12 protein-coding genes and 1 pseudogene are annotated in these 12,230 nt (G+C 55.6%); 2 read left to right on the forward strand and 11 right to left on the reverse strand.

Features of this window, described 5'->3' with window-relative positions; all coding sequences use genetic code 11:
- Both ACWB12_RS14060 and ACWB12_RS14065 read right to left on the reverse strand, forming a co-directional pair.
- Positions 1-427, reverse strand: a pseudogene (locus ACWB12_RS14060) (biopolymer transporter ExbB); the annotation flags it as partial.
- A gap of 85 nt (positions 428-512) precedes the next feature.
- Positions 513-1,049, reverse strand: coding sequence for a gamma-glutamylcyclotransferase (locus tag ACWB12_RS14065; protein WP_479530723.1), 537 nt, complete (start codon positions 1,047-1,049; stop codon positions 513-515).
- A 65-nt stretch (positions 1,050-1,114) separates the two neighbouring features.
- On the opposite strand from ACWB12_RS14065, the gene ACWB12_RS14070 reads away from it, so the two are divergent.
- The gene (locus tag ACWB12_RS14070; protein ID WP_479530724.1) at positions 1,115-2,128 is read left to right on the forward strand and encodes a DUF2125 domain-containing protein; all 1,014 of its coding nucleotides are present in this window, start codon (positions 1,115-1,117) and stop codon (positions 2,126-2,128) included.
- On the opposite strand, the gene ACWB12_RS14075 is transcribed toward ACWB12_RS14070, so the two are convergent.
- The 4 genes from ACWB12_RS14075 to ACWB12_RS14090 form a co-directional block, all read right to left on the reverse strand.
- The gene (locus ACWB12_RS14075; protein WP_479530725.1) at positions 2,125-3,015 is read right to left on the reverse strand and encodes an extensin-like domain-containing protein; all 891 of its coding nucleotides are present in this window, start codon (positions 3,013-3,015) and stop codon (positions 2,125-2,127) included. The genes ACWB12_RS14070 and ACWB12_RS14075 overlap by 4 nt on opposite strands.
- A 12-nt stretch (positions 3,016-3,027) precedes the next feature.
- On the reverse strand, positions 3,028-3,942 hold the full coding sequence (locus ACWB12_RS14080; RefSeq protein WP_479530726.1) for a prephenate/arogenate dehydrogenase family protein: 915 nt from the start codon (positions 3,940-3,942) through the stop codon (positions 3,028-3,030).
- Positions 3,942-5,027, reverse strand: a complete 1,086-nt coding sequence (hisC, locus tag ACWB12_RS14085) for a histidinol-phosphate transaminase (protein ID WP_479530727.1) — start codon at positions 5,025-5,027, stop codon at positions 3,942-3,944. The genes ACWB12_RS14080 and hisC overlap by 1 nt, the downstream gene beginning before the upstream one ends.
- Positions 5,028-5,127: 100 nt before the next feature.
- Positions 5,128-6,516 carry an aminotransferase class V-fold PLP-dependent enzyme gene (locus ACWB12_RS14090; protein ID WP_479530728.1) on the reverse strand — a complete coding sequence of 463 codons (1,389 nt, stop codon included), beginning with the start codon at positions 6,514-6,516 and terminating at the stop codon, positions 5,128-5,130.
- Between the two features lie 95 nt (positions 6,517-6,611).
- On the opposite strand from ACWB12_RS14090, the gene ACWB12_RS14095 reads away from it, so the two are divergent.
- Positions 6,612-7,076 carry an Lrp/AsnC family transcriptional regulator gene (locus tag ACWB12_RS14095; protein WP_479530729.1) on the forward strand — a complete coding sequence of 155 codons (465 nt, stop codon included), beginning with the start codon at positions 6,612-6,614 and terminating at the stop codon, positions 7,074-7,076.
- A gap of 58 nt (positions 7,077-7,134) precedes the next feature.
- On the opposite strand, the gene rpsD is transcribed toward ACWB12_RS14095, so the two are convergent.
- The 5 genes from rpsD to ACWB12_RS14120 all read right to left on the reverse strand — a co-directional run bounded on the left by rpsD (position 7,135) and on the right by ACWB12_RS14120 (position 11,911).
- Entirely contained in the window at positions 7,135-7,755 is a 621-nt protein-coding gene (gene rpsD / locus ACWB12_RS14100) for a 30S ribosomal protein S4 (protein ID WP_479530730.1), read from the reverse strand.
- A gap of 175 nt (positions 7,756-7,930) precedes the next feature.
- The gene (locus ACWB12_RS14105; RefSeq protein ID WP_479530731.1) at positions 7,931-9,004 is read right to left on the reverse strand and encodes a Hint domain-containing protein; all 1,074 of its coding nucleotides are present in this window, start codon (positions 9,002-9,004) and stop codon (positions 7,931-7,933) included.
- A 114-nt stretch (positions 9,005-9,118) separates the two neighbouring features.
- Positions 9,119-10,048, reverse strand: a complete 930-nt coding sequence (locus ACWB12_RS14110; RefSeq protein ID WP_479530732.1) for a lipid A-modifier LpxR family protein — start codon at positions 10,046-10,048, stop codon at positions 9,119-9,121.
- A gap of 108 nt (positions 10,049-10,156) precedes the next feature.
- Positions 10,157-10,888, reverse strand: a complete 732-nt coding sequence (locus ACWB12_RS14115; protein WP_479530733.1) for a sterol desaturase family protein — start codon at positions 10,886-10,888, stop codon at positions 10,157-10,159.
- A gap of 57 nt (positions 10,889-10,945) precedes the next feature.
- Positions 10,946-11,911: a DMT family transporter gene (locus ACWB12_RS14120; RefSeq protein WP_479530734.1), complete on the reverse strand. Its 966-nt coding sequence runs from the start codon at positions 11,909-11,911 to the stop codon at positions 10,946-10,948.
- Positions 11,912-12,230 lie beyond the last annotated feature (319 nt).

Below are 12,230 nucleotides of genomic sequence, written 5' to 3' on the forward strand. Positions count from 1 at the left end.
GGTTGACGATATAGCGGGTAATGTCGCGGGCTTCTTCAATCCGTGTGCCGACTGAATCCAGTATCGAGCGTGATGACGACGCGCCAATCTGCATCTTGGCCGAGCGCGAACGCAATAGCGCCGCCAGTGGAGCCAGCAAGCGCGGCGCATTGACCGCTTCGTGTTCTTCGCGATCAGCAACAAACCCCTCGATCCAGTTTACCGACGTAACCAGTTGAAACACCTGCCAGAAACAGGCAAACACCCCGACCAGAAACACAAACAGAATGAACCCGTTCAACAACGGGTTGGCCAAAAACACCGGTGCGACACGCGGAAAAGCGATGTAGGTTCCAAACCCGACAAGCCCGAGAACAATCAGCATCGTAAGGATCTGACGTACGGGTTGGGCGAAATATGACTCGGCCTCGTGATCCGGCTGGTCCATCTGGACAGTTCCTGACCTGATTGGTTGTTTTGCCCAAGGATAGTGCCATGCGCAGGCTATGCCAACCGGCAAATTATTTGGCGCATCAAGCCAGTTCGCGCACCCGGTCCGACAACCAGTCTAGATCACTATCGGCTATGCCCAGTTCGTGCAAATGCGCCGCCGTGTTGTGCAGGTATTCGTCATTCGGCCCGCGCCCGCCTATGGCCGTTGCGATGATCCCCGCTTGCTCGTCCAGCGTTAGATGGCCGCAATATTGCTGATGGTCCACATCCATCACATAGGTTACCGCCTGAACAGATTGCCCATCGCGCAGGGTAATCGGCAGTACTGCCTCAACATAAGCCGATGAAATCAGCTCGCGTTCGCGCAAATAGTCCAGCACCTGATCCGCCTGCGCACCTGCCACCTGAAACGCCAGCCCGTCACAAGACGCCGCCTCCATTGCATCCAGCGCCAACACCAGTCCGGGGTCTGTCACCGTGCCGCGATGATGGATTGAGCGCATGCAGAATGACCTGTGATACCCCGACAATTTCGCAATTTGCTTTTCGGCAAACACAAACCCCGGATTCCACATTAGTGATCCGTACCCGAACACCCATATCGGCGATTGTGTCATCAATTCTGGCCCTTTTTCCCTAGCCCCTATAAACAACAGATCAATACAGGTTAAAAGAGGCCATAATGCGTAAACTGATCGCTATCATTGTTATCATATTCGGCCTGTGGGGCGGATACTGGTTTGTCGGCTCATCTGCCCTCGAAACCGGCCTAAAGGATTATCTGGCATCCGAACACAGCGCCGATGATCCGATCCAAATCACCTATTCCGATCTGTCCGTGCGCGGGTTTCCCAACCGGTTTGACACCCGCCTGTCCGACATCAGCGTGGTTGACACCAAAAATGGCATCAGCTGGAGCGCACCGTTCTTCCAGATATATGCGCTCAGCTATAAACCCTACCACATCATCGCCGCGCTGCCGCACACCCAGACCCTGCGCTTGCCGGATCAGGAATTGCAAATCACCAGTGACGAAATCAAGGGCAGTGTGGTGTTCAATGCCAGTTCACTGCTGGATAAAGCGCTGGAGATTGAGCGCAGCAGTTTCGTAATGAATAATATGGCGGTGGCCTCGAGTACCGGTTGGAAAACCGCGATCAAGGACGGCAGTATCGCCACCCGCAGCACCCCGACAAACCCGCTACATTACGATCTGGCCATTTCGGCCAATGCCATCACTCTGCCTGACCCGTTACGCATGGCGATTGATCCGGCCCAGCAACAGCCTGCAGTATTCGACAGAATATCGCTCGACAGCACCCTTGGTTTCACTCACCCGTGGAATCTGCTGGCCGAACGCGCCAACACCCCGCAACTTACTGAAATCAGTGTGACAAGCCTGACCATCCTCTGGGGCGAGGTGCAGTTTCAAGCCAGCGGAACCCTTCAGATTGACCGAAACGGATATCCAAACGGCACGCTGGATCTGGTCGCCACAAATTGGCAGAAAATGTATCAGCTGGCTGAAAATGCCAATGCGGTAGACCCCGATTTTGCCCAAACCATCCAGAATGCCCTAAGGGTTCTGGCCGATATGTCGAGCGGTGAAAATGTGATCAAAGCACCACTGAATTTTGCCTCAGGTCAAATGCTGTTGGGGCCACTGCCAATCGGCCCCGCGCCACGGCTAAACTAACGGCAATACGATCCGCCACGGTATCTGGCAGTATCAAAATGGAAATGGTCCTGATGATACCGGTTCGCGTTTGGCCCCAGAACCGTACCAAATGGCCCGCATGCCGCCTTGTGCATCCGTTTTAGAACCGCACCTTTGCGACGGTTGCGCCAGTCCGTCAGCACCGTCAGCGACGTCCCGTCCTTCAGGTTGATCGCAGCAATATCAATCGCGCGCCCCTTTGCATGTTCCGAAATCTTGGCACCGGCCTGATTATTGCGGGTCCGGCAAGCGTAACTCGCCACCACGCGCAGAGATTGAATACCACCACCCATGCGCCCCACAGCCGGTTTCGCGCCATTGTGCAGCCATTGCTTTAACGCCTTTGCCGTGGTGCAATCCAGCGTCGCTGGCGTGCTTAATGCAACGCCATCGATCGCGGTAATCTTGACCGGATTGGCAATACCACAAGCACTAAGTCGGCCCCGAATGCGGGCAATCGCCTGACCACGAATGGCCCTGTCACCACATACCGATCCACGCCGCGGCCCGCGCACTTCTCCGCTCACCGCAATTGGCGCCGTATCGGCACGCGCCACAATCCGGCGCATGTTTCTGGGCCGAGAAGCGGGACGTAATGAGCGTTGCAACCCTGGCGCGTCCCGCAAAAACACCGCCACATCCGGATGTGTCTCGATCCGGTCCCGATAGCGTGTATCCGACGCCGTTACAGGGCGCGGTTTTGGCCGGATGCGAGCATTGAAATAAACCGGCGCCGCAATTTGGCGGGGTACATAACTGGTAATACCGACGGGTCGTGCCTTTGGACGTAATGACGTCACAGGCGCCTTGGCCAACGCCACCTGCCCCACAATTATGCAGAGCAGCGCTATCAAAAATGTCCGCATCCAAACCATGCTCTACTTTTTCACCCGTCCAAAATCGGCCACATCCGTATCCTGACCCGCCTCGATAATCCCGCGCCGGATCGCCCTTGTGCGAGTGAAATAATCAAACAGATAATCTCCGTCGCCGGTGCGAATGGCCCGTTGCAGGGCAAACAGTTCTTCGGTGAAACGGCCCAGTATTTCCAGCGTTGCGTCCTTGTTGTTCAGAAAAACATCGCGCCACATGGTCGGATCGGACGCGGCAATACGGGTGAAGTCCCGAAACCCGGTGGCCGAATAATTCACCACTTCGGTGTCGGTGACGCGGCTTAAATCATCGGCCACACCGACCATCGTGTAGGCAATCAGGTGCGGCGCGTGGCTGGTCACGGCCAGCACCAGATCATGGTGGTCGGCCTCCATTTCATCGACCAGTGCGCCCATACTGACCCACAAATCTCGCAGTCGCTGTATAGCGGCAACATCCGTGCCCTCGACTGGCACGATCAGGCACCAGCGGTCGTCAAAAAGTTCGGCAAACCCAGAAGTGGGTCCGGATTTTTCGGTCCCCGCCAGCGGGTGCGCCGGAACAAAGTGCACGCCATCGGGAATATGCGGGCCAACCGCATCTATCACCGCGCGTTTGACCGATCCAACATCGGACACCGTTGCGCCGGTTTGCAAATGCGGCCCGATCTCGGCAGCAACTGCGCCCATCACACCGACAGGCACGCACAGCACCACCAGATCGGCGCCCTCCACTGCCTCGGCAGCACTGTCGCAAACCCGATCAACCAGCTCGATGTCAGCTGCCACTTTGCGCGTTTCAGCGGATCGTGCATAGCCGGTGATTTCACCTGCCAATCCATTGCGCCGCATTGCTTGCGCCATTGATCCCGCGATCAGACCTAGCCCGATCAGGGCAACACGGTTGTAAATCTGTGCCATCACTGCGACTCCTTGAACCCAGCCACCGCATGGGCCACGCGGCGGCAGGATGCTTCATCACCGATTGTGATCCGCAAACAGTTTGGCAAACCGTATCCGGCCACTAGGCGCACAATCAACCCCTGGGATTTCAGATAGGCGTCACAGGCCACAGCCTCTTGTTCCGAGGCAAATCGCGCCAGAATAAAGTTGGCTGATGATGCGTCCGACGGCACCCCCAAATCGGTCAGGGCTTTGGCCAACCAATCGCGCATCCTTGCGTTATCAGCACGGCATTTATCAATGTAATCCTGATCACGCACCGCAGCGATAGCGGCAGACATTTGCGCCTCGGACAGGTTGAACGGCCCACGCACACGGTTCAATGCATCGATCACCGCCTTTGGCCCATAACCCCAGCCAATGCGCAATCCGCCCAGCCCGTAGATTTTGGAAAACGTGCGCGTCATCACCACATTATCACGCCCCTCGATCAGGGCTGCACCAGCATCAAACCCTTCGATATATTCGGCGTAAGCCCCGTCCAGAACCAGCAATGCTTTGGGCGGGAGACCATCGGCCAAACGGGCGACTTCGTTGCCGCCAATCATTGTGCCGGTCGGGTTGTTCGGGTTGGCGATGAACACCAATCGGGTTTTGTCAGTGCAAGCGGCCAGCAGGGCATCTACATCGGTGACCCGCTCGCGCTCCTTGGCCTCGACAGGGGTGGCGCCTGCGGCATGTGCCGAGATGCGGTACATCGAAAATCCGTGTTCGGTGAACAAAACCTCGTCACCAACGCCCGCATAGGCCTGGCATAAAAAGGTGATGATTTCGTCTGATCCTGCTCCGCAGATAATCCGCTCGGGGTCCAGCCCGTGCACTTCGCCAATCGCCGCGCGCAAGGGGGCGTGATCGGTCGGCGGGTAGCGGTGCAATTGGAATGCCGCTTGGGTAAACGCCTTTTGCGCTGCTTCCGAGGGGCCAAAAGGGTTTTCATTCGAGGACAGCTTCACCACATCTGCCACCCCATCGACAACCGCTTTGCCGCTTTGGTAAAGGTCGATCTGCATGATTCCGGGTTGCGGATTAATATCTGCACTCATGGCTAAAATACTCCTGTTAAGAAGCGTTCTAGCTTAGGATTTGGTGCATTGCCAGCCAGATAAGACGCGCTTTTTGCGAACGTGGCTTCGCTGCCAAACTTTAGGCGGAATATTTTTTTGACATATCCTCAAATTTGCCCGACAATTCATTTACGCTATCGATGATGTATTGCACCGTTTCATCCGGCATCAGATAGCCGAAATTCAGCCGCACCCAACCCGGTTTATGCACGTCATTGCCTGCCAGAATTTCGCTGCGCAAATGATCTGAGTATTCGCGATCAATACCCAACAACCGATGTCCGTATGGCCCCGCACAGGCGCAACCACCACGCGCCTGAATGCCGTAAATATCGCTGAGCATGCGGGTGAACAGCTGTTCCGATACCATCTTACCCGCGCCATCACGCACCACGAATGAAAAGATCGGCAATCGGTGCGCAGCTTCATTCCCCAGCAACGTCAGTCGCGGGTTTTCGCCCCAGCCTGCCCGCGCCATTTGCACACACTCGGTTTCCCGCGCGGCGATTGTATCTTCGCCGACAGCTTCCTTGACCAAGAATACCAGTGCCGCACGAATGTCGCCAATCACATCGGGAGTACCGGCCTCTTCGCGGTCGCACAGGCTATTTGTGTAATCGTGGTTCCATGGTGAAACGAAACAAACCGTGCCCCCTCCTGGCCAGCTCGGTACCGTCTGGCGCACGACCGATTTGCGCAGGATCAACACACCCGACGCCGCCGGACCGCCAGCAAATTTATGCGCCGACATCACCACCGCGTCTTTTTCAACATTTGTGCCGCATTGCATGTCTATCGGTAAATATGGCCCCCCTCCGGCATAATCCCAAACCGATAATGCGCCGTGTTGTTTCAGCAGACGCGACACCGGATCTGGGTCGGTAACAATGCCCGTCACGTTGGATGCAGCAGAAAAACTGCCAATCATCAGGTCTGATCCGGCATGATCTTTCAAGGCCTGCTCAAGCGCTGCCAAATCTGGCCCGCCATTTTCAGATTCTGGTATTTCCACCACTTCGGCCTTGCTCTCGCGCCATGGCAACATGTTTGAATGATGCTCGTATGGCCCGATGAACACTACCGGATTTTGCGCGCCATTGACCCCCAAAAGGCTGACCAGCCGGTTTAGCCCTGCGGTTGCACCCGCTCCCGTAAAGATCACCGAACAGGCCTCGGATGTATTGGTCAGTCGCGCAATTTCCCCACGCGCCTCTTCGCGCAAACCGGTCATGTAAGCGCCGCAATACGAGTCCTCTGTGTGGCTGTTAGCGTAAAACGGCAGCACCTTTTGGTTAATGAAATCCTCGACCTGCCGCAACGCGCGGCCCGAGGCCACATAATCCGCATAGATCAGCGGCACGGGGCCGTTTTTACCTGGGATCATCACCCCCTCGCCGATCAATCCGGCACGCAGGTCATCCATCGGGGATTTTGTTGTAATTTCGGATATAAATGACTTTAGCGGCATGATCTCTCCTGTTTTTTTGGATAATACCTCCACAGTATTGAAATTAATTCACTGATTTACTTGTTATTTTTCCTTTTTGGATGTCTTTTGACAACATGAAACAAGGATTAGCCGATCATATTGACCGAAGTATTCTAAAAGAGCTGCAAATAAATGCTGATCTTTCACAACGTCAACTGGCCGACCGTATCGGCATATCACAAAATGCATGTTGGAGGCGCCTTCAGGCTCTGACCGCGGCGGGGGTTCTGCAAGGGGCCACCGCACGGCTGGACCGCCAACAACTGGGCCTTGGGCTTGTGGTGTTCGTCATGCTGCGCACCCGGCACCATTCGGCAGATTGGCTGACGCGGTTTCGTCGCCATGTGCTGACCATTCCCGAAGTGGTGGATTTTCACCGCATCGGTGGCAATTACGACTATATGCTCAAGGTGGTGACCGAAGATATGGCCAGTTATGACCATGTATATCAGCGGCTGATTGAAAAGGTCGAACTGGATTCCGTGACGTCCTACTTTGCTATGGAAACCATCGCCGAAGGACGGCCGCTGCCCCTGTAACGAGAAAGGGCCACGCAAATCGCGCAGCCCTTTAAAACCTCGGATGTGAAGGCGAAGATTAATTCTTCGCGTAAAATTCCACCACAAGATTTGGCTCCATCATCACCGGATACGGCACATCGCCCAATGCAGGCGTGCGCACGAATGTCGCTGTCATCTTTGAATGATCCGCATCAATGTAATCAGGCACATCGCGCTCGGCCAATTGAACAGCCTCCAGCAGAACCACCATTTGCTTGGAGCGATCACGCACTTCAATCACGTCACCCTCTTTTACACGGTAGGACGGGATGTTCACTTTTTTGCCGTTCACACGAACATGTCCGTGGTTCACGAACTGACGCGCAGCAAAAACGGTTGCCACGAATTTAGCGCGGTACACAACAGCGTCCAGACGACGCTCCAGCAGGCCGATCAGGTTTTCACCGGTGTCACCTTTAACACGCTCGGCTTCGCCATAAATGCGACGGAATTGTTTTTCGGTCAGATCGCCGTAATAACCTTTAAGTTTTTGCTTGGCGCGCAGCTGGATACCGAAATCCGACAGTTTTTGCTTGCGGCGCTGGCCGTGTTGGCCGGGGCCATATTCACGACGATTTACGGGGGATTTGGGGCGACCCCAAATGTTTTCGCCCATGCGGCGATCTAGTTTGTGCTTGGCAGCGGTGCGTTTGGTCACGGCTGTTCTCCTTCGTTTGTATATGCGCGGATGCGCAAGAAGGGCGTTGTCCTTTCCCTCGCCTTTTCAGGTTCGGGCGACAGGCATCCCCTTACAGGGGCCACCAACACCAAATGAAATCCCCAGCCTGTTACAGCTGGGAACTTGGGGCTTCTAGGCGGCTAGCGGATCAGAGTCAATGGTGAACGACACCATCATATTTCAATATTTCCGCCTCGGATGGCGAAAGGTTGCGCCGTGCGTAATCACCATATGCATTCGGGTCTTGCTCAAGCTCTGGATTAACCTCGAACAAGCGTTCGCACTGGTCCTGATCAATCGACTCTAGCGATGTATTGGCCGGATGGAAACTCTCGGTCTCGACACCGTTTGCCCACACCACATGGTGCCGCTCAAGCATCAGATGGATATAGGTCACTTCGCGCATCCCGTGCTCGATCAAAACATTATGGTCATTTACCAGATCCTTGGCCGCGACCAATACTTCGGGCGTATTAAACAGCACATTGGCCGCAGGACCTTTTACCAGCAGCCGGTGATCCGGCGATACCAGCAAATCTTCGTCCGGCTCACCTTCTGCCAAAGCACCCGCCAGAATTCGCACAGGGCGCAAATGCGGCATCGCATGCAGCCGCGCACCCGTCATCCGGCGCTGACCAATCCACAAAATTTCCTGCCCACCATCATCCTTGGTTTGCAACCTGTCACCCTCGCCCAGTTCCTCAACCAGCCGTGGCCCATCGGGGGTCAGTATCTTGGTCCCCTTTGTGAAGCAGATAACACCACCTGTCTGGCCAGCCATCCGGTCCGAAACCGGCTGCCCGATTGAACAGCTCACCACCCACATGCCGGTCTGCACCGGCGGGATTTCATCTAGAAACATCAATAGCGGCGGAGCATCATCGCTGACCTCGATCAAGGTTGCAGTAAAGGTGCGCCGCCCGTCCGTTATCACAAACCCGCCGTCCATGACCGGATCATCAATCTGGATGTCATCGTAATTTCTCTTTGGTTGTAGTGCCGCGCCAACCAGACGACGCACTGTGCGTGCCGCCCGTTTGCGTAAATCTGCCACCTCTTTTGCCCCATCCAAAAGCAGCAATTCAGCTGGGCCATCGACCCGCACTGCTTCGCCTGTCCACCGCCACGCCGCCCCGACCGACAACATATCGGTGGATGCGGCCTGCAAGCCGTCTACTTCTGTTTGCGACCATGAAATGACAAACGTGCCTCGAAAGCCCGTTTCCATGTCTGAACGCCTGCCTCATCGTTTTTTATCGTTATTATTGCAGGCAAGCTAACACGAAACGAATCACTCTGGATAGAGTCCGATTCGTTTTTTTTCGCGGACGGGTGCGCGGCCCTAGAAACGCCAGCTAATCCGGACCGATCCGACAATCTGGCCTTCCGGCTGACCAACGAATTCCTCGCTTAACCACGTCACACCGTAAAACGCTGATCGTCTGCCGTTTTGCCAATGTAGACCAGCCCGCAAACGCGACCGCGTATCGGTCAGAACATAACCCGCCGATGCGGGCAGATAGATGCTGCTATCGACCTTGGCGATGTCAGCCCCCAATACAAAAGCGCCGCCCCGCGCAGCAACCTGCGTTCCTCGATATAGATGCCCCGTCGTGACGTCGCGCAACAGCAAATCCTTTTGCCCAACAGCCCCGACCAGTAAATCCGCGCCGATCCGGACCAGCGTTTCGTCACCGGCACGCCCCTCGGCAAACGGACGCAACATTACCTTGTCAGAAAACCGCAGGGGCCGGGCAATTTCGGTCGAAATGGTTGGGTGAAACCCGTTTGCGATCTGGTTGCCCAACACCAGCGCTGAAGGGGCCGTTACCCCCAGAACATCGTGAAACTGGCGCTGCATGTTGCCCAGACCGGTCTGTTTGCCAGTGATCACCAGATCAACACCCATGCTGACCTCAATCTGATCAGCACGGTAATGCGTATGAACCCCCAAAGACCACGCGCCGGCAAACTGTCGATCCCCTGCCGCCGGAGTGGTCAGATTATCAGGTGCGAAAACTTCGCCACGGATGCGATATTCAAGGATATCACCGAAACGCGTTGGCCGCTGCCCCGTCCACGCATTGCGCCCGCGCAGCTTTGAAACAACGTAAGATCCTGTGCGCCAGCGGTCCTCGCCATCGCCCAAAGCATCATTGGTCAACAAACGGCCAAACCCCAGCGTCACACGTTCGCCCGCGACGGCAGGCTCTGAGCCCGTCACAAACCCCATCAATAATGCACAAAAAAGTCCAAGGCGTGCCTTACGCATCCCGATATCCAATCCCGTTTACGCTCCAACCTGCGGATATAAAGATGCAAAGGCATCCCGCCTAGTGCAGCGGCGCAACAGATTTTGATAAATTTCACCTAGCGATAATCAAACCCTGCCGGCCCGCGCAATTTCATCCGGCGTAATGCCATACCCCGGCCCCAGCCGTGTGCGGGCACTGATCAGGCGCGGATCATCAGGGCGCAGGCCCATAGTCGACAGGAATTCAACCCGCCCCTTCTGCTTGATCTCGTCATTGGGGATCGCCGTGCCCATAATACGGTCAATCACAAACCCGCCCGGGTTAACGTGATACCAACGCTGGTAATCCCTGAAATGATGCATTCCGTGCAACCGCGTTACATGACGCTCCAGCGCCCATTTCTTCACGTTGGTGTGCGCGGTCATATGGAACCATTCGTAAAATATGAACGTGGTAATGCCGCCGATAAATGTAAATGTGGTGGCCCCGATCACCGGATTGGCAAACCCGAACAGGCGCAGCACCATGTAGGCCAATGCGACATGGATCAACGCCATCGGGATGGCAAACCACACCGGCACAAAGAACAGCGCCGGTTTATTGGGGAAATCGTGATGGCCGTAATGGGCGCGGTATAGCACATCAAACCAGAACTGGTTTTTCGGGGCCGGCCAGTGAAACAGAAACCGGTGGGTGGAATATTCGTTCAGCATTTGCGCAAGGAAACCCAGTGGAGCAAGCCACAGCAAATGCCAGTTCCCCGTCGCAATCAACATCACCCAACCCAGCAGCCACAAAACCAACAGCAATTGCAGCGACAGGTGCGAGAACATCAATTTCAGGCGATCAATATACATGCGCAGGATGGTGCGGGAACATTTGCCACCAAGCAAGCAAAACCCAACGTCAGAACATTATCCCAATCTTGACGGTCGGGTTTTGGTGGTGCGGGCCTTGACCACCGCCTCGCGCCACAGCATGAACAGCCCTGCCCCGACAATCAGCGAAACCCCGACCCACGCCGTTGCGTCGGGCCATTCGCCAAACACCAAAACACCCCAGAATATCGCCAGAACCAGCGCGGTATATTCAAACGGCGCGGCCAGCCCTGCCTCGCACAGACGATACGCCTGACTGATCAGATATCCGGCGAATGTGCTGCCCACACCAATCCCCAACAGGATCAGGTAATCAGACGGCGCGGGCCAAACCCATGCCCGCAACAGAAATTCAAGCGACGCATCACCGGTGCCTGCAAACCGCCCATCGCCAACCACCAACCCCATCAAGGCGCTGACAATGATAAAGGTGATTATGATATAAAAGGTCATCGTGCTGGCCCGCTCGGTGCCGCCGATCTTGCGGGTCAGAATGTGCAACCCCGCGTAAAACGTCGCCGAGACCAAAGGCAAAAGCGCGACCACCTGAAAGCTGTCACTGCCAGGCCGCATCATCACCACAACGCCCGCAAACCCCATGACCACCGCAATCCAGCGCTGCGGGCCGACTGTCTCACCTAGAAAGATCACCGAAAAAACCGTGATCAACATCGGCGCAATAAAGAATATCGCCACCGCATCCGCCAACGGCATCGCGGCCAGCGCCAGAAAGAACGTCATGTTTGCAACCACAACGCACATGCCGCGCAACAGGTGCATCTTTAGGCGCTTGGTGCGCAGCACACTTAACCCGCCATCCAGCGGAACAATGATGGCCAACAATACGACCATACCGATCAGCGAGCGGATCAGGACAATTTGATGCAGGGCGTAGTCGCCGCTGATAAACTTGATCGACATGTCGTTGAACGAAAAGAAGAACGACGCGCCGATGGCCGAGAGGATGCCAAGCAGGTTGTTGCGGGGGGATGGGGTAGGCACAGGGTACTCCGGCGTTGTGTAACCGGATCAAGTGACGTGGGCGGAGGGGGGCTGTCTGTTCTGTTAGCGACAGGGGGGAGAACATCAGTTTGAGGCGCTTGGTATTAATGTGGGGGACGCGCTGAGGGGGGCGTTGGGTTATGGGGATATATTAACCTTGCCAACACACCCAACGCCTGAAACTATTATTGCCAACTAGGGCCTGTTGACGTTTACCGCAAATGAATGACGGTTGCGACGATTGAAATCATGGCCTTAAAACTATCGTCAGTTTTACATGCACGTAATGCTATCCTTTTGAATTCCTTTATCTTTTGGA

The sequence above is a fragment of the Profundibacter sp. genome (assembly GCF_056498605.1).

Excerpts from the sequence above, each read along its gene's own strand:
- ACWB12_RS14065 (WP_479530723.1), bottom strand. The coding sequence starts at position 1,049 with ATGACACAATCGCCGATATGGGTGTTCGGGTACGGATCACTAATGTGG.
- ACWB12_RS14070 (WP_479530724.1), top strand. The coding sequence starts at position 1,115 with ATGCGTAAACTGATCGCTATCATTGTTATCATATTCGGCCTGTGGGGC.
- ACWB12_RS14075 (WP_479530725.1), bottom strand. The coding sequence starts at position 3,015 with ATGCGGACATTTTTGATAGCGCTGCTCTGCATAATTGTGGGGCAGGTG.
- ACWB12_RS14080 (WP_479530726.1), bottom strand. The coding sequence starts at position 3,942 with ATGGCACAGATTTACAACCGTGTTGCCCTGATCGGGCTAGGTCTGATC.
- hisC (WP_479530727.1), bottom strand. The coding sequence starts at position 5,027 with ATGAGTGCAGATATTAATCCGCAACCCGGAATCATGCAGATCGACCTT.
- ACWB12_RS14090 (WP_479530728.1), bottom strand. The coding sequence starts at position 6,516 with ATGCCGCTAAAGTCATTTATATCCGAAATTACAACAAAATCCCCGATG.
- ACWB12_RS14095 (WP_479530729.1), top strand. The coding sequence starts at position 6,612 with ATGAAACAAGGATTAGCCGATCATATTGACCGAAGTATTCTAAAAGAG.
- ACWB12_RS14105 (WP_479530731.1), bottom strand. The coding sequence starts at position 9,004 with ATGGAAACGGGCTTTCGAGGCACGTTTGTCATTTCATGGTCGCAAACA.
- ACWB12_RS14110 (WP_479530732.1), bottom strand. The coding sequence starts at position 10,048 with ATGCGTAAGGCACGCCTTGGACTTTTTTGTGCATTATTGATGGGGTTT.
- ACWB12_RS14115 (WP_479530733.1), bottom strand. The coding sequence starts at position 10,888 with ATGTATATTGATCGCCTGAAATTGATGTTCTCGCACCTGTCGCTGCAA.